Source organism: Paenibacillus guangzhouensis, from assembly GCF_009363075.1.
In the GTDB taxonomy this organism is placed as follows: Bacteria; Bacillota; Bacilli; order Paenibacillales; family Paenibacillaceae; genus Paenibacillus_K; species Paenibacillus_K guangzhouensis.
Window position 1 is genome coordinate 216,178 of sequence record NZ_CP045293.1, and the last position, 16,816, is coordinate 232,993.

At 49.7% G+C, this 16,816-nt stretch carries 14 protein-coding genes; 13 read left to right on the forward strand and 1 reads right to left on the reverse strand.

The features are described 5' to 3' along the window. The first annotated feature begins 1 nt into the window (after nucleotide 1). The 4 genes from GCU39_RS01010 (at nucleotide 2) to GCU39_RS01025 (ending at nucleotide 5,502) form a co-directional block, all read left to right on the forward strand. A complete protein-coding gene (locus GCU39_RS01010; protein WP_227793592.1) occupies nucleotides 2-562 on the forward strand; it encodes a hypothetical protein in 561 nt (186 codons plus the stop codon). Next, a complete protein-coding gene (locus tag GCU39_RS01015; RefSeq protein ID WP_152391794.1) occupies nucleotides 559-948 on the forward strand; it encodes a DUF350 domain-containing protein in 390 nt (129 codons plus the stop codon). The genes GCU39_RS01010 and GCU39_RS01015 overlap by 4 nt, the downstream gene beginning before the upstream one ends. 185 nt (nucleotides 949-1,133) lie before the next feature. Then, the gene (locus GCU39_RS01020) at nucleotides 1,134-4,343 is read left to right on the forward strand and encodes a DEAD/DEAH box helicase (protein WP_152391795.1); all 3,210 of its coding nucleotides are present in this window, start codon (nucleotides 1,134-1,136) and stop codon (nucleotides 4,341-4,343) included. A 391-nt stretch (nucleotides 4,344-4,734) separates the two neighbouring features. Further along, a complete protein-coding gene (locus tag GCU39_RS01025; protein ID WP_152391796.1) occupies nucleotides 4,735-5,502 on the forward strand; it encodes a polysaccharide deacetylase family protein in 768 nt (255 codons plus the stop codon). A 31-nt stretch (nucleotides 5,503-5,533) separates the two neighbouring features. Here GCU39_RS01025 and GCU39_RS01030 read toward each other — a convergent pair whose 3' ends face one another. Next, complete coding sequence (locus tag GCU39_RS01030) at nucleotides 5,534-6,415, reverse strand: AraC family transcriptional regulator (RefSeq protein WP_152391797.1); 882 nt, start codon at nucleotides 6,413-6,415, stop codon at nucleotides 5,534-5,536. A 191-nt stretch (nucleotides 6,416-6,606) separates the two neighbouring features. Between GCU39_RS01030 and GCU39_RS01035 the strand changes: the two genes are divergently transcribed. The 9 genes from GCU39_RS01035 to GCU39_RS01075 all read left to right on the forward strand — a co-directional run bounded on the left by GCU39_RS01035 (nucleotide 6,607) and on the right by GCU39_RS01075 (nucleotide 16,789). Further along, nucleotides 6,607-7,788: a galactokinase gene (locus GCU39_RS01035; RefSeq protein WP_152391798.1), complete on the forward strand. Its 1,182-nt coding sequence runs from the start codon at nucleotides 6,607-6,609 to the stop codon at nucleotides 7,786-7,788. Between the two features lie 59 nt (nucleotides 7,789-7,847). Beyond that, nucleotides 7,848-8,834 carry a UDP-glucose 4-epimerase GalE gene (gene galE / locus GCU39_RS01040; RefSeq protein ID WP_152391799.1) on the forward strand — a complete coding sequence of 329 codons (987 nt, stop codon included), beginning with the start codon at nucleotides 7,848-7,850 and terminating at the stop codon, nucleotides 8,832-8,834. A 4-nt stretch (nucleotides 8,835-8,838) separates the two neighbouring features. Further along, nucleotides 8,839-10,446 (forward strand): UDP-glucose--hexose-1-phosphate uridylyltransferase, encoded by a 1,608-nt coding sequence (locus GCU39_RS01045; protein ID WP_152397031.1) that lies wholly within the window; start codon nucleotides 8,839-8,841, stop codon nucleotides 10,444-10,446. Beyond that, the gene (locus GCU39_RS01050) at nucleotides 10,443-11,312 is read left to right on the forward strand and encodes a hypothetical protein (protein ID WP_152391800.1); all 870 of its coding nucleotides are present in this window, start codon (nucleotides 10,443-10,445) and stop codon (nucleotides 11,310-11,312) included. The genes GCU39_RS01045 and GCU39_RS01050 overlap by 4 nt, the downstream gene beginning before the upstream one ends. Nucleotides 11,313-11,398: 86 nt before the next feature. Beyond that, nucleotides 11,399-11,863, forward strand: coding sequence for a MarR family winged helix-turn-helix transcriptional regulator (locus GCU39_RS01055; RefSeq protein WP_152391801.1), 465 nt, complete (start codon nucleotides 11,399-11,401; stop codon nucleotides 11,861-11,863). A 99-nt stretch (nucleotides 11,864-11,962) separates the two neighbouring features. After that, nucleotides 11,963-13,255 (forward strand): homocysteine synthase, encoded by a 1,293-nt coding sequence (locus GCU39_RS01060; protein ID WP_152391802.1) that lies wholly within the window; start codon nucleotides 11,963-11,965, stop codon nucleotides 13,253-13,255. Between the two features lie 118 nt (nucleotides 13,256-13,373). After that, complete coding sequence (locus GCU39_RS01065) at nucleotides 13,374-14,537, forward strand: iron-containing alcohol dehydrogenase (RefSeq protein WP_152391803.1); 1,164 nt, start codon at nucleotides 13,374-13,376, stop codon at nucleotides 14,535-14,537. A gap of 152 nt (nucleotides 14,538-14,689) precedes the next feature. After that, nucleotides 14,690-15,208, forward strand: a complete 519-nt coding sequence (locus GCU39_RS01070) for an NfeD family membrane protein (RefSeq protein ID WP_152391804.1) — start codon at nucleotides 14,690-14,692, stop codon at nucleotides 15,206-15,208. Between the two features lie 15 nt (nucleotides 15,209-15,223). Further along, complete coding sequence (locus GCU39_RS01075; protein WP_152391805.1) at nucleotides 15,224-16,789, forward strand: flotillin lipid rafts scaffold protein FloT; 1,566 nt, start codon at nucleotides 15,224-15,226, stop codon at nucleotides 16,787-16,789. The last annotated feature ends 27 nt before the right edge of the window (nucleotides 16,790-16,816 follow it).

A 16,816-nucleotide genomic window follows, 5' to 3' on the forward strand; every position in this document is an offset into this window, starting at 1 on the left:
CATGAGTATGTTATTCAGCGGGTGTTCAGAATCGGCATCATCAGATGTCGAAGTAAATAGGAGTACCGTCCCGTGGGATTACCGTATCGTGGAAGGGACCGTAGGCGATTTGATTGGCAGTGACATGACGATTCTGCCGGATAATGAATTAATCCCGAACGATGATAATTATGGAACAGGAGATCGGGTGTGGACGCTGCAAGCCATGGAAGCCGATATCAATACAAATTCGCAGGAACGGGCCGATGTGACGTTGACCGCATGGGAATCACTCAAGACGTTTAAGTCCCAACAAGCTGCGCAAGAAGATCTCGATAAGCTCAAAATTCAATTAAAAACCGAAGTGGATCTTGTCGGTGTCTACAAGACAGAATATCAAGGCAAAACACGTCAATATGCGGTTATAACGCTCCCTTCCGGACAACAGGTGAAGCAGCCAATCGATGAGGATCGATACCAGACATTTAAGTCACAGAAGAAAGTAAATATTCTGTTAGAAGAAGTACATGATTTCTCAAATTATGATTTGACATATGCCAAGTTTAGGGGTTGGGCGAAATGATCGTATTTAATATTTTTATCAGCGTTGTTGTTATCGTGGTTTTGCAATTGCTTGGCATGGTTATTTTCAGCTTGATGACACCTTATAACGATCTGGAAGAATTGAAGAAAGGGAATGCGGCGGTGGGGCTTGCGATGGGCGGCAAATTTTTCGGTACGGCGATTTTGCTCGGCGTGTCGGCGTATACGAATGCTTCGATCTGGCATATGATGCTGTGGTTCGCGGTGGGGTATATCTGCCTTATCGCAGCCTATTGGATATTTGAACTGGTAACTCCGGGCCTCAAGCTGTCAGACCATTTGAAAAACGGGAATATCGCCGTTGGCATTCTGCTCTGCTTCGTATTCATCGGCATGAGTTTTGCAGTGAGCAGTTTAATCATATAAAAGGTGTTGCGAAGAGGGACCGTTCACGAATTGGGTGAAGGGTCCCTATCTGTTTTTATCGCAATTATCTAGGTGGAAATGAACATTTTTGGCCCATTGTCGGTTATACTTAAGAACAGTGGATAGAAATCGATGCCGCTTAACATAAGAGTCGTACATGGACTTTGGCGGAGGGGAATCACATATTGGTTAGAGACGAACAATGGAATGGACTATGGCTCCAAGATCGATTTTTTTGCTATAGATGGGATTGGAAAGATGTACGGGATTTAGATGAAGCATTAGAGGACATTCGAATGCGTGCGGAAGAGACGGGAGAGCGACTCTGGCGTCCTTGGGTGCAGCGCCGGGTGGAGCTCAGCTTTCCTACGGGCGGATATCCGGATTCAAGCGAGCAGGAGACGCGTCCTGCCTTGGGTCATCGGCGTGAAGTGATTGGGTTTACATTGCCTGCGCATTCGATATTACAGTTGTTCAATAAGGACGATTATGATGAACAATTGAAGCGGATTCTTGGAATTGAGGAGAATCACTTACTAGGGCGGGATCTTCACTATTGGCGTCGAGCGGCACAATTTGCGCAAGATCTGATCGATCGCAAATGCTGGGTACCAGATGTCGAGATTGGGCTAAAGACGGGAAAAGCAACCTGGCGGCCGCATCTGGACCTTGAAGAAGACATGGAACAATTCTATCGATTAGCCGAAGCGATGCCGACTGCGAGTCTTGCGATGGCAGGGCGAGAGGAAGGGGCGACAACGTGGCGAACGCCGGAAGAAGCGCTCTTCTCGTTCTTTATTGCGCTGATCGATAGTACGGTTAGAGAACAAATTCATCTCGCAACAAGGCAGCGGCTTCCGATCGCAGCAGCGGTTGGTGAACCCTGGGGCGGAGCTGTATTACCGAAGTCTATGGCAGGGAACCGGATGGCAGCGATGTGGTGGAAGCAGATGCTCTCAGCGCAGCAAGCAGTAACCTTCTCTGCGAATGCGCAAGAGATTGAGGCGCTCGCGGCCGATATTCAACAGTGGACCCGAGCATATCATCCGCTTCGTTCACCTCAAGAGACAGCAGCCTTACAGCTTGGGCTACGTCTAATTGCAGATCAAGATGATGAAGTGAGCGATCCGCAGCAGCAGGCAGAAGCGATTCCGACGTGGCGCCTTCATATTTTTATGATGCCGGAAGATGAGCTTAATCTGAGGATACCGATGTCAGAAATTTGGCAGGAGGAGCGTTCGGAGACGCGTTGGTTCCATCGGCGATTTCGCCATATCCAAGAGGTGCTTCGGAAGAAGCTGAGAGAAGCTGCGCGGATTTATCCGCCGTTATCGCGTGTGCTCGAAGAAGAAGAGGGTGCGGACAGTCTCCAAATGGATACCATGGAGGCTTATCAATTCCTGGTGCGATACGCCGATCTGTTGGAGAATTACGGCATTTTTGTTCAGCTTCCATCTTGGTGGACTGAAGCGGGACGCCGGCGGCTAGGCATTAAGCTTAGTCTTGCGAATCAGGAAGATCGGCAGCTTGAAGACGTCACCGTAAATGGATCTCCAAGCCGGTTCGGACTTGAGCAGCTGCTTCAATTCGATGCGCAGGCGGCGGTGGGCGATGAACCGATTACACTGGATGAATTAGAGCAGCTAACCCAGTTACAGCTTCCGCTTGTACAATTTCGCGGTCAATGGGTCGAGATGAATGCGAATGATATTGATCGTGCCGTTCACTTTCTTAAAGAGCGGACGAAGGTAGACATGACGCTCGGCGAGCTAATGCATCTGGCAGCGGAAAGTGCTTACGGAAGCGCTTCGTTCGACGGGATTCCAATCTCAGGGTACGAGCTCCCGAATCGGCTTCGTACGTTCCTAGATGGAGATTGGATGCATGAGATGCGGGAGCGTGAAGTGCCTGACACGCTGCAAGGCACGCTGCGTACGTATCAGGTTACCGGATATCAATGGCTCACGTCCATGCGGGACTTAGGGTTTGGAACCTGTCTTGCAGATGATATGGGTCTAGGGAAGACTGTTCAGATTATAACGCTGCTCTTAAGTTCGGATCGGCAGGAGACACTGCCTGAGGGGGTGGGACCTGCGCTGATTATTTGTCCAACTTCACTGCTCGGCAACTGGCAGCGTGAGCTTACCCGGTTCGCGCCGAGTTTGAAGGTGTACATTCATCATGGCAGCTTCCGATTACAAGATCAGCTCTTCATGGAGCAAGCGCAGCAGTACGATGTCATTCTGACGACGTACAATTTAATTGGGCGGGATGAAGCGACGTTTCGACGACTGCATTGGACATATATGATTTTGGATGAAGCACAAAATATTAAAAATGAGCATGCCAAACAGACGCAGAGTATTCTGAGACTTCGTTCGAATTATCGTGTTGCGGTTACCGGTACGCCCGTAGAGAACAGACTCAGCGAGTTATGGTCGATATTTCGCTTCTTAAATCCGGGATTCTTGGGATCGGCTTCGGTATTCCGCAGTCGATTCGCAACACCGATTGAGCGGGATCATGACGAAGTCAGACTCGAACGTCTCAAACGGTTAGTTGCACCTTTCGTGCTGCGGCGCGTGAAGACGGATCCGAATATTAGCAAGGATCTGCCGGATAAGATCGAGACGAAGGCATACTGCAATCTAACGAAGGAGCAGGCAGCACTCTATCAGACGACCGTACGAAGCATGCTCGCGCAGATCGATGCAGCTGAGGGGATGAAGCGGAAGGGTTATGTCATGGCAAGCCTGACGAAGCTGAAGCAGATTTGCGATCATCCAGCATTGTTCTTGCAAGACAATCACTCGAGTTCGAAACGGTCCGGTAAAATGGAACAGCTGCTCGAGCTTGTACGGAGCATTCGTGAAGCCGGAGAAGCGGTCCTAATCTTCACCCAGTATGTTCAGATGGGGCACCTGCTCGTCGAGCAATTACGAAAAGAGACGGGGCAGACGCCATTGTTCCTGCACGGCGGCGTACCGAAGAAGGATCGGGATCAGATGGTGGACGAATTCCAACAGCCGAAAGGGCCGGATATTTTCGTGCTTTCCGTGAAGGCGGGGGGCGTCGGCCTGAACTTAACGAGAGCGAATCACGTCATTCATTTCGATCGTTGGTGGAATCCAGCGGTAGAGAACCAGGCGACGGACCGCGCATTCCGCATTGGCCAGACTCGAAATGTTCAGGTTCATAAATTGATCTGTACAGGTACGCTGGAAGAGCGGATCGATGAGATGATTGAGTCGAAGCGGGCGTTATCGGAACAGGTGGTTGGCTCGGGTGAAATGTGGATTACCGAATTATCGACAGCACATTTACGGAGCTTGCTTGAACTGCGCGAGGAGGCGCTCGAAGAGGAAGAATCGTGGAACGGAGAATTCGCGACATGAGACAACTTTTAAAATGTAAAAACTTAGTAAATTCAATTGTGGTAAAATAGCCCTCGGATGGGGACACTCTTATAATGCATGTTCAAAAAGTCGGCATTTCAGCACCGAGAAGGTTGCAAGAACCTGAAGGGCCTATGCTTCCGTAGCGAGTTTTTCTGCGAAAAACTTTCAGGAGGAACGGAGTTTAGGCGAAACCTAAATGAGTACCTGAAATGTTTCCAAAGGAAACATACTTCGTAAGCGTAAACTCTTCGAAGGTGAAGGCAAGATTCGATGTGGCCTATGCTTCTTGAATGACTTCGTGATCAAATGATGACTTTTTGAACGACCTCTATAATAATGCATTGTTGATTAGGACTAGGATTAGGGTATAGGAGTGTTGAATAAATCCATGTTAGCGTATCTTCCCTTGTTATGGACGCTTAGTGTAGGGGCAAGTATGATTCATGCCGATTCGCCGCTGCCGGTTGGACTGCAGGAAGGACCTGTGAAGAGTCGGCAATATTATGAAGCGCGCGGTGAGATTGTATGGGAGGTGCCAATGGAGCGTAAACTCGTGGCACTTACCTTCGACGATGGTCCAGATCCGAGACAGACACCGGAAATTCTAGCGTTGCTCAAGCAGTATGAAGCGAAAGGGACCTTTTTCGTTATGGGCAAAAAGGTAACCGCACATCCTGAACTCTTGAAGCGGGAAATCGCCGAAGGCCATGAAATCGCAAACCATACGTACAATCACTTATATTTTAATGCTAAAGTTTCGAGTCAGAAACTAGGTGATGAGATCGATGCCACGGGTGATGCGATTATGAAGGTTAGTGGTTCGCGTCCTCATCTTTTTCGTCCGCCGGGTGGGTTTTATAATGAACGAATGATTAAGTTGGCGAAGGAGAAAGGATATCTCGTCGTATTGTGGTCCTGGCATCAAGATACGAAGGATTGGCGTTCCCCGGGTGTCTCTTACATTGTGCGTAAAGTGCTGAACAATGCGCGCGGCGGCGACATTATTCTGTTCCATGATTCTGTCGAAGGTCCGAGACACAGCCAGACGATCGAAGCGCTTAAGATCATCCTACCGGAACTGAAAGAGCGCGGCTATAAATTCGTGACCGTATCGCAATTGATTCAGAACACGAAGACGATTCCAGCTAAAAAATGACACATACGAAAAAGCCTTCAACCGTACCAAGCTATTCTTGGTGCGTGTTGGAGGCTTTTTGCATGGCCGCGTTACGATATTCTGTCGGCGACATCGCATAGAAGCGGCGGAATTGGCGCGAGAAATAGAGCGCGTCTTGAATGCCAACGGAAGCGGAGATTTGCTCGATGGTCAATTCGGTTCGCTCTCGAATCAGCTGCCTTCCTTTGTCGATCCGCAGCTTCAAGAGGAAGGTGACCGGAGACATATGGGTGGCCTGCTTGAAAATACGCGAAAGATAAGCGCGGTTATACCCTAAGCTCTCTGCCATATCTTCGATCGATATCGGCTGCGCGTATTGCGTTGATAAGTAGCGGATCATCTGTTTGACGGCATGCTGACTATGTTGGTCGGGCGTAATGAGCTCTTCGTTATGGTTCAGGATGTCGTGGTAAGCTGCAAAAATCTGATACAGGTAACCCGTTGCGAGCAGGTGGCTGTTCGGCTTACGACTCTGAAAAGCTTGTTGAATCTGCTGCATCGCCGACAGAATCAATGTGGAATCTGCCATATGGACCACCGATTGCCGCCTAGTAAAGCCGACATCGCGGAGAATTCGTTCGGCAGACGTCCCATCAAAAGCGACCCATCGATAGCGCCACGGATCCTCTTCGTCAGACACATAGCTGATGAGCTGCTCGGGACTGATCAGGAAGCTGTCTCCTGCCTGGAGTGTCTGCGACTGCTGCTCGATGGTGAACAGGCCGCGACCGGAAATGACGTGATGCAGCAGGTAGTAGTCATAGACTTTGGGCCCTAGCTTATGCTGGGGTTTCGTCTGACTCTCCCCAGAGAACAGCACATGAATATCACTTTGATCCTGGAAGATTGGATTGGAGGCGACAGAATAGGCATAAGCTGGAAAGGTGCGCATCGCCACGATCACCTCGGAATTAGGATAGGTATTGTTATTATTCTATCCTAAAAAGTCACATAAATCCATGTGGAAGCAACATCATTTTATATTCAAAGGCTGCATATTCCGGTATACTGAGGTTAATTCATAGAAGCAGCGGTAAAGGCGGCTATGAATCTATCCCGCGGAGAAAAGAGAAGGTGAATCCATTGTCGAATACGTTACATGAGACATTGCAGAACAGCTTTTTACAATATTATGGACCAAGCGACCAACCCATTCAGTGGTTCCATGCCCCTGGGCGCGTGAATCTGATTGGCGAGCATATTGATTACAACGGTGGATTCGTGTTCCCGGCCGCCCTGCAGTTTGGAACGACATTATGTATACGCCCGCGTGCGGATCGCAAGATCGTCATGCGTTCAACGAACTTCGATGGGGTTAGCGAAATCGCATTAGATGCGCTTCCAGCGGCGAAGTCGGATATGTGGACAGATTATCCAACGGGCGTCGTTGTGACGCTGCAGGCTGCAGGATATACCGTAACAAAGGGCTACGATATGCTCTTCCACGGAGAGATTCCGAATGGATCGGGACTTTCATCATCGGCTTCCATTGAAGTCGTGACGATGTACGCGTTGTTATCACTCGAAGGCCATAAGACGGATCGCAAAGAAATCGCAGTGCTGTCGCAGAAGGTAGAGAATCAATTCGTTGGCGTAAATTGCGGAATTATGGACCAGTTTGCAGTAGCGAATGGCCGCAAGGATCACGCGATCCTGCTGAACTGCGATACGCTTGAGGAGAAGCTTGTACCTTTCCAAGCAGGACAGTATAAGCTGGTCATCGGGAATACGAAGAAGCGTAGAGGACTGGTCGATTCCAAATACAACGAACGTCGCCAAGAGTGTGATGAGGCCGTTGCGATTCTGGCGCAGCATGTGCCGGGGCTAAAGCTGCTCTGTGAGTTGTCGAGCGAAGCATTCGAGCCGCTGGCTCATCATATTACGAATGAAACGGTGCGCAACCGTGCTCGACATGCGATTGAAGAGAATGACCGCGTCTTGAAATCGGTAGCGTATTTGACGAATGACGATCTCGTTCAATTTGGCTTATTAATGCAAGCTTCGCATGACTCGCTGCGTGACCTCTACGAAGTGAGCTGCTTCGAACTCGATGTGATGGTCGAGGAAGCGTTGAAGGTACCGGGTGTCCTTGGTTCCCGCATGACGGGGGCAGGCTTCGGCGGATGTACGGTATCGCTCGTCCACGAAGATCAAGTCGAGAAATTCATTCAACAGGTCGGCGAAGTCTATGAACAGAAGACAGGGATTCAAGGGGAATTCTACGTATGTGATGTAGGGAACGGTGTCGAGCAATTGTTGAAATAATATAGATTGACTTATCAGTAGCGAGAAGGTTGTATGAAATAGAGAGGGAGTGGATGAAAATGGCAATTTTAGTAACTGGCGGTGCAGGATATATTGGTTCACATACGGTCATGGAATTGATAGCACGTGGCGAGGACGTTGTCGTGGTCGATAATTTATATCAAGGACATCGCGGCGCGGTACGCGGCGGCAAGCTCTATGAAGGGGATATTCGCGATCGCAATTTCCTGGATCAAGTATTTCGTGAGAATAGCATTGATGCCGTGATTCATTTTGCAGCGAACTCATTGGTCGGCGAGAGTATGCAGAACCCAGGCAAATACTATGACAATAATGTCTATGGTACGCTGTGCCTGCTTGAATCGATGAATGCATTCGGCGTGAAAAACATCGTATTCTCCTCAACGGCTGCGACCTACGGTGAGCCGGAGAAGGTGCCGATTGAAGAGACGGACCGTACGGAACCGACGAATGCGTATGGTGAGACAAAGCTGGTCATGGAACGGATGATGCGTTGGTTCGATACAGCGCACAGCATGAAGTATGTATCACTTCGCTACTTTAATGCCGCTGGGGCGCATGAGAGTGGTCTGATCGGTGAAGATCATCAACCTGAATCCCATTTGATCCCTCTTGTATTGCAGACGGCGCTGAAGCAGCGTGAATTTATCGCTGTATTCGGCGAAGATTATCCTACGCCTGACGGTACATGTATTCGCGATTATATTCATGTAACAGATCTTGCGGACGCACATATACGTGCGGTGCAATATTTGCGCAGTGGCGGCGACAGCAATATCTTCAACCTAGGCAGCGGGAACGGCTTCTCCGTTCGTGAAGTGATTGAGACAGCGAAGCAGGTAACGGGACTCGATATTCCAGTACGGATGCAGGAGCGACGTGCGGGGGATCCTGCCGTATTAATTGCTTCTTCGGCGAAAGCAAGACAAGTGCTCGGGTGGAATCCGACGCGTGAACGACTGGATCAAATTATTGAATCCGCTTGGAACTGGCATCGTCAGCATCCGAATGGCTACGAGGAGTAAGATGATGATGACGCAGACGGAGAACCTTGTACAATCACCATCCGATCAGGCGTTGATTGCGATTGAACGTCTTGTTCAGTTCGCAGCGCACAAGCAGATGATCGCTGACGAGGATGTGAACTACGCACGTAATTTACTGCTGGATCTGTTTCAATTTCAAGCACCTTACGCGGGTGATTGGAATGCAGATGAAGCGCCTGCGGAGGAACCACATGCCATTTTAGCGCAGCTCATTGATTATGGCTTTGCTATTGGGCTCATGCCGGATCGGAATACAACATATGCAGATCTACTCGATGCAAAAATCATGGGACTCCTGATGCCAAGACCTTCGGATGTAGTGCGGAAATTCCGAGAAACGGCGAAGACACAAGGTGTGGAGACCGCTACGACGGACTTCTACAATTTATGTATTGATTCGAATTATATTCAGATGGAACGGATTCGCAAGAATAGCTATTGGCGGCACCCTTCGGACTATGGCGATATCGAGATGACAATTAATCTATCTAAGCCGGAGAAGAACCCGCAAGAGATTGCGATGGCGCTGAAGGCCGCGCCTTCCCATTATCCGAAATGTCTGCTGTGCGCGGAGAACGTGGGGTACGCAGGCCGGTTGAACCATCCCGCACGTCAGAATTTACGAGTGATTCCGGTTGAACTGACGCAAGAGGCGTGGTTCTTCCAATACTCTCCATATGTGTACTATAATGAACACTGTATCGTGTTCCACAGTGAACATGTGCCGATGAAATTAACGCATGAGACGTTCGCTCGTCTCGTTGATTTCGTGGATCAATTCCCGCATTATTTCGTCGGAACGAATGCGGACCTGCCGATTGTAGGCGGTTCGATTCTGACGCATGACCATTTCCAAGGCGGACGGCATACGTTCCCGATTGAGCTCTCCTCAATCGAGACGGGATTCTCGCACAATGCTCATCCGGACGTTCAAATTCATCGCGTGAAATGGCCGATGTCCGTGCTTCGTGTAACGAGCAAGAAGCGGGAAGCGCTGCTGCGTGTCGCAGGCGAAGTCTATGATGCTTGGAAAGCTTACAGCGATGAAGCTGCGAATGTACTCGCCTATACGGATCGTGACGGTCAGCTTGTCCCGCACAACACGGTAACGCCGATCGTTCGCTATAATGCGAAAGGCGAATACGAGATGGATCTCGTGCTTCGCAACAATCGGACGGACGCGGATCATCCGGAAGGCATCTATCATCCGCATCGTCACTTGCATCATATTAAGAAAGAGAACATCGGACTCATTGAAGTCATGGGTGTTGCCATTCTACCTGGTCGTCTAAAATCGCAGCTGGAGCAAATTGCGCAAATTCTGTGCGGAGAGTTGCCTTGGACGCCTGGGGAGGCTCAGGACCGCTATGCCGGCCTAGCTGAGCATATCCCTTGGGTAGAACAGCTCCTTGCTGCACACGGACAGTTGTCATCCAAGGATGATGCGGTGCGTATCGTTGAACAGGAAGTTGGCGATAAATTCGTCGAAATTTTATCGTGTGCGGGCGTGTACAAGAGAACGGAGCAAGGGATTGCCGCGTTCGATCGCTTCGTTCACAGCATGGGTTGGAAGGAGACGCTGGAAGGATGAGTACAATACAATACCAACAAGTTGATCATGAGGTATGGGGATCGTGTCTGGAGATCGTGAACGAAGATGTTCGGCTTCTTGTGACGTTGAATTATGGTCCTCGCATTATTCATTGCGGTCTCGTAGACGGCAAGAACCTATTCTTCGAAGATCCGAATAATAAGTATCATGAGGAAAATGGATTTCGCTTGTGCGGCGGTCATCGGTTCTGGCTAAGTCCGGAGGTTTATCCGGATACCTATGAGCCTGCCTTATCGCCAGTGGCTTGGATACAGACCGAAGCAGGACTCGTCTTCACATCCGCTGTCGATCAAGTGACATCGACGCAGAAGGAGATCGTGATTTCGTTCATGGACAACCGTGTCCATGTCAGACATCGGGTGACGAATGTCGGCGAGAAGGCGGTCGAGCACGCGCCGTGGGCCTTGTCGATGATGGCACCGGGTGGGACGGCATTGGTGCCGCAGCCGGATATGTATGCTGATCTGCTCCCGAATCGCAAGTTAATCATATGGCCATATACGGATATGTCCGATCCTCGTGTTCACTGGGGCAAAGAAGTAATCACCGTTGCACAGCGCAGCGATACGTTACCGTTCAAATTCGGGATGAATCAAGTGAAGCAGTGGGCTGCTTATTATAACGACGGGGTTCTCTTCCAGAAAACATTCGAGCATCGCGAAGGGGCGAACTACCCGGATTTCGGTTGTTCTTTTGAATTATATACGAATGAGGATTTCTTGGAACTGGAGACGCTTGGGCCTTTGGTCACGATCCAGCCGAACGAATCGATCCAGCATGATGAATGGTGGACGATTACACGCAGCGACAGTATTGTCGATAGTATGAAACAATTACCTTTCTGAGCTCAGCTCAGAAAGGTTTTTCTTTATTTGAACTGGAAATTATCTTATAATAGGTGAATTGTCATTACCGTAGTAGGGGGATCAACGTGGAGTCGTCCAATCATTTCGAAGATACGAATAAACAACAAGAAGAACGTGAAATATTATTGCATCAATTGCATGACATGATGGAGGTTATTCTGCAGAAGAATTCACCAGACCGCCATTACCTTCGTGATGTGGAGCACCTGGGCGCGGGATCCATGTATGTATTAAATGCCTTGTATCAGAAAGGGGTCTGCCGTGCTTCGGATATTGCACACAGCCTCGAGATTACATCCGGTGCTGTAACAGGGCTGACTGACAAGCTTCTCTACATGGGATTGATTCACCGGGAACGTTCCGAAGAGGACCGTCGTGTCGTTCTGCTGTCCTTGAGTGATCAAGGCCGTGAGACGTATATGCGACTGCGGAATGCGCGTTCCGAGCGTTTGAAGGCTGCTTTTTCAGGGGTCGGGACCGACGAAATCGAATGTCTGCATCAAATTTTATCCAAAATAAAAAATCAATAATGACTTATTATAGAGGAAAGTCTTTCCAAGCCTGCAGAACTATGCGAAAATAGGGGTAGGAATACCTACAAATCCTATAGATGCAGGGAGGAATTAAATATGTCTCAAGAACGTCCATTTGATTTTGAAACACTTGCAATTCATGCCGGTCAAGAAGTTGATCCGACAACATTATCACGTGCTGTACCGCTCTATCAGACAACTTCCTACGCTTTTCGTGACACCGATCATGCTGCGAATTTATTCGCATTGAAGGAATTCGGCAACATTTATACACGGTTAATGAATCCGACGACAGATGTGTTCGAGAAGCGCGTCGCAGCGCTCGAAGGTGGTCCGGCGGCGCTCGCAACGGCATCGGGTCAAGCTGCAATCACATTCTCGATCCTGAATATCGCGGGTGCGGGCGATGAGATTGTATCTGCTTCAACATTGTACGGTGGAACTTATAATTTATTCTCAACAACGCTCGCGAAACTTGGCATCAAAGTGCATTTTGTCGATTCCAGCGATCCAGAGAATTTCCGTGCAGCGATTACCGACAAGACGAAGGCGCTCTATGCCGAGACGATTGGAAATCCGAAGGGCGATGTGCTGGATATCGCCGCGGTAGCAGCGATTGCACACGAACACGGTATTCCTCTCATTGTCGATAATACGTTCCCAAGCCCGTATTTGCTTCGCCCATTGGAGCATGGCGCAGATATCGTCGTTCATTCCGCGACGAAGTTTATTGGCGGACACGGTACATCGATTGGCGGCGTGATCGTCGACGGTGGGAAATTCGATTGGAAAGCAAGCGGGAAGTTCCCGGGATTAACGGAACCGGATCCAAGCTACCATGGCGTAGTCTATGCCGATGCAGTCGGCCCGATCGCGTATATTATCAAGGCGCGCGTGCAGTTGCTTCGGGATATGGGTGCGACGTTGTCGCCATTTAACGCATTTATGCTGCTGCAAGGGCTTGAGACGCTGCATTTGCGGATGGAGCGACACAGCTCGAATGCGCTGCAGGTAGCTCAGTTCCTCGAAGCACATGAAGCGGTGGAGTGGGTGAACTATGCGGGTCTTCCGAGCCACGATTCCTACGCACTAGCGCAGAAGTATTTGCCGAAGGGCCAAGGAGCCATTATGACCTTTGGAATCAAAGGTGGCCTAGAGGCAGGACGTAAGCTGATCAATAACGTGAAGCTGTTCTCGCATCTTGCCAATGTCGGTGATTCGAAGTCGCTCATTATCCATCCTGCGAGCACAACGCATCAGCAGTTGGATGAAGAGGAGCAAATTTCCGCAGGCGTTCACCCGGGCATGATTCGGGTGTCGATCGGTACGGAATCGATTCAAGATATTTTGCATGACTTGGGGCAAGCGATTGCAGCAAGCCAAGCGTAAAGATGATCAGCAAAGGGGCCGCCAGGCTCCTTTTTTTATAATTAGAAGAAGATCAGCGCACAGTGGTATACTAGGGTAGACGATAAAGATCTTAATGGATCGCATGAGGAGGATACGTATGCAACCCTTTCAATTTCATAATCCAACACGACTGATTTTTGGTGAAGACCAAGTTCTGATGCTCACACAGGAAATTCCGAAGTATGGTTCGCGTGTATTGCTGCTCTATGGCGGCGGAAGTATTAAACGGAACGGCCTCTATGAACAGGTATTGCTGCAATTAGAAGCCGTTAGTGCCTATGTTGTTGAACTAGGCGGCGTTGAACCGAATCCGCGGCTGTCTACGGTACATAAAGGTGTCGAGATATGCAAAAAAGAACAGATTGACTTGATTCTGGCGGTCGGCGGCGGGAGTGTCATTGACTGTGCCAAAGCGATCGCTGTTGGCGCCAAGTATGAAGGTGATGTATGGGATTTCATAACCCATCAGGCGGTTCCGCAAGATGCACTTCCAATCGGAACGGTGTTAACAATCGCGGCGACAGGCTCCGAGATGAACGGGGGTTCTGTCATTACGAATTGGGAGACACAGGAGAAGCTCGGTTGGGGCACGCCACTCGTGAATCCGAAGTTCTCGATTCTAGATCCGAACTATACGAAGTCATTGCCTCGGGATCAGACGATTTATGGCATGGTCGACATGATGTCGCATGTATTCGAGCATTATTTCCATCACGAGCCGAATACACGGTTGCAGGACGGCTTCTGTGAGGCATTGCTGCGCACAGTCATCGAGACTGCGCCAAAGCTGCTCGAAGATCTGCAGAGCTATGAGCATCGTTCGACGATTCTGTATTGCGGTACGATGGCGCTGAATGGCGTGCTAAATATGGGTTATAACGGAGACTGGGCAACGCATAACATCGAGCATGCGGTGTCGGCCGTATACGATATTCCGCATGGCGGCGGACTTGCGATTCTGTTCCCGAACTGGATGAAGCACGTCTTGGATGAGAATGTGGGACGCTTCAAGCAGTTGGCGGTGAACGTATTCGGGATTGATCCTGCAGGCAAGAACGACCGTGATGTGGCACTCGAAGGAATTGAGGCGCTTCGCAGCTTCTGGACTTCGATTGATGCGCCAAGCCGATTAGCGGATTACGATATCGATGATTCCAAGCTCGAAGTCATGGCGGATAAAGCGATGAAATTCGGTCCGTTCGGTAACTTCAAGAAGTTGGAGCATGCAGATGTGCTTGCGATTTACCGCGCATCTTTGTAGGATCGTGTGAGCTTGTCAGGAAATGAAGAGATGAAGACGCAGTGCACGGGGGTGTCCCCGTGCACTGCGTTTTTTCACATTTTATGAAACAATTTCCTATTATTTGCGTAATACATATATATCGGATCCGATCCGGATGAAGGAGGTGTGAAATGGTCGCATTTTATTGGGGCTGTCTAGCATTTGGCGCGTTATTTGCACTCATAAGTGTTGTCTTGGGGGATATTCTTAGCAGTGCGTTTGATGGCTTGCTTGACTTCTTATCGATTGACTTCTTACAGCCGATGGTGATCGCTACGGCGATAACGACCCTTGGTGGTGCGGGAATTCTACTCACGAAGTATTCAACATTTTCGGCTCTAATCTGTCTAGGATTGGCTATCGTGATCGCATTATTGTTAGCGGTTGCCGTATTCTTCGCATATGTGAAGCCGATGCAGAACAGTGAGAATTCAACAGGTTTCTCGATTCAAGATTTACAGGGTAAGATCGGTCAAGTCACAGTCGCCATCCCATCCAGCGGATTTGGTGAAGTATTAGTCCGAATCGGAGCAGGGCATACGAATCAGATTGCAGCGAGCTTCGATGCGGTGAACATTGCGGATGGCAGCCAGGTGGTTGTGGTCGAAATCCGTGAAGGTGTTGCTTATGTATCCCCACTAACCCTCTAAGATAGGAGAGATTACATGTCAGAAATTCCAGATTTCCTCGTCATTCCAGGTATTGTGATTGCTGTCATTATTGTTCTTGGTCTAGCTTTCTGGGCGCGTTACAAAACGGTAGGTCCGGACAAAGCCATGCTCGTTACAGGTTCTTTTCTAGGCGGTGGGTCTACGATCTCGGTGGATGAATCCGGCCGCAAAATCAAAATCGTTCGCGGCGGCGGCGCATTTATTTGGCCGATTTTCCAACAGTCTCAATACATATCCTTACTCTCGCATAAGCTCGATGTCTCCACACCGGAAGTCTATACCGAGCAAGGGGTTCCGGTCATTGCAGACGGGGTTGCGATTATTAAAGTCGGCGGTACGGTCGAAGACGTAGCGACGGCAGCGGAGCAGTTCATCGGCAAGCCGATTGAAGCGTTGAAAGGTGAAGCGCAAGAGGTGCTCGAAGGCCATCTGCGTGCGATCCTTGGTTCGATGACGGTCGAAGAGGTATATCGTAACCGCGATAAGTTCGCACAGGAAGTGCAGGGCGTCGCGGCGCGTGATTTGAAGAAGATGGGTCTGCAGATCGTGTCGTTCACCATTAAGGATGTACGCGATAAGCAAGGGTACCTGGATGCGCTAGGGAAACCTAGAATTGCAGCGGTGAAGCGGGATGCGGAGATCGCTGAAGCGGAAGCGGTCAGGGATGCGCGGATTCAGAAAGCAAAAGCTGAAGAAGAAGGACAGAAAGCCGAGCTTATTCGGGATACAAATATTGCGGAAGCCGGGAAAGAAAAAGAGCTGAAAGTGGCATCCTTTAAGAAGGAGCAGGATACAGCGAAGGCGGAGGCCGACCAAGCGTATCAGATTCAAGAAGCCAAAGCGAAGCAGCTGATGGTAGAGGAGCAGATGAAAGTCGAGCTCGTGCGGAAAGATCGAGAAATCGATCTGCAAGAGAAGGAAATCCTCGTTCGGCAGAAGCAATATGATGCAGAAGTGAAGAAGAAAGCCGATGCCGATAAATATGCGGTAGAACAAGCGGCGGAAGCGGATAAGGCGCGTAAAATGCGTGAAGCGGAGGCGTTGCAGTATTCGATCGAGGCGCAAGCGAAGGCGAATGCCGAGCAGAAGCGTCTGGAAGGGTTGGCAATTGCGGATGCGGAACGTGCGAAAGGTACAGCGGATGCTGAAGTAATTCGTCTTCGCGGTCTTGCTGAGGCGGAAGCAAAAGAGAAGCTGGCAGAAGCGTTCCAAAAATTCGGTGAGGCGGCTGTCCTCGATATAATCGTGAAAATGCTCCCTGAGCTCGCTGGTAAAATCGCTGAGCCGATCTCGTCGATCGATAAGCTTACGGTTGTGGATACGGGGAATGGCGATGGCGCTGCACGTGTGAGCAACTATGTGACGCAGCTGATGGCGACTGCGCCGGAAATGCTCAAGAGCGTATCCGGCATTGATGTGGAATCACTCATCAAAGGCATGACCTCGAAGGTTGGTCAACAGAAGGTATCGAATGAAATCGCCGCGACGTCATCAGCACCAGATGCTCTAGCTGCACTGGTTGCCGGGCAGAAGCCAAAAGTGCAAGAATCGAATGAGTAATTCCTGGATGAATTGACATCCTATGGT

What these genes read in the sequence shown, in the direction of transcription:
- galE (WP_152391799.1), top strand. Translation starts at nt 7,848, where the DNA reads ATGGCAATTTTAGTAACTGGCGGTGCAGGATATATTGGTTCACATACG.
- GCU39_RS01050 (WP_152391800.1), top strand. Translation starts at nt 10,443, where the DNA reads ATGAGTACAATACAATACCAACAAGTTGATCATGAGGTATGGGGATCG.
- GCU39_RS01075 (WP_152391805.1), top strand. Translation starts at nt 15,224, where the DNA reads ATGTCAGAAATTCCAGATTTCCTCGTCATTCCAGGTATTGTGATTGCT.
- GCU39_RS01010 (WP_227793592.1), top strand. Translation starts at nt 2, where the DNA reads ATGAGTATGTTATTCAGCGGGTGTTCAGAATCGGCATCATCAGATGTC.
- GCU39_RS01045 (WP_152397031.1), top strand. Translation starts at nt 8,839, where the DNA reads ATGATGACGCAGACGGAGAACCTTGTACAATCACCATCCGATCAGGCG.
- GCU39_RS01070 (WP_152391804.1), top strand. Translation starts at nt 14,690, where the DNA reads ATGGTCGCATTTTATTGGGGCTGTCTAGCATTTGGCGCGTTATTTGCA.
- GCU39_RS01025 (WP_152391796.1), top strand. Translation starts at nt 4,735, where the DNA reads ATGTTAGCGTATCTTCCCTTGTTATGGACGCTTAGTGTAGGGGCAAGT.
- GCU39_RS01015 (WP_152391794.1), top strand. Translation starts at nt 559, where the DNA reads ATGATCGTATTTAATATTTTTATCAGCGTTGTTGTTATCGTGGTTTTG.
- GCU39_RS01030 (WP_152391797.1), bottom strand. Translation starts at nt 6,415, where the DNA reads ATGCGCACCTTTCCAGCTTATGCCTATTCTGTCGCCTCCAATCCAATC.
- GCU39_RS01065 (WP_152391803.1), top strand. Translation starts at nt 13,374, where the DNA reads ATGCAACCCTTTCAATTTCATAATCCAACACGACTGATTTTTGGTGAA.
- GCU39_RS01060 (WP_152391802.1), top strand. Translation starts at nt 11,963, where the DNA reads ATGTCTCAAGAACGTCCATTTGATTTTGAAACACTTGCAATTCATGCC.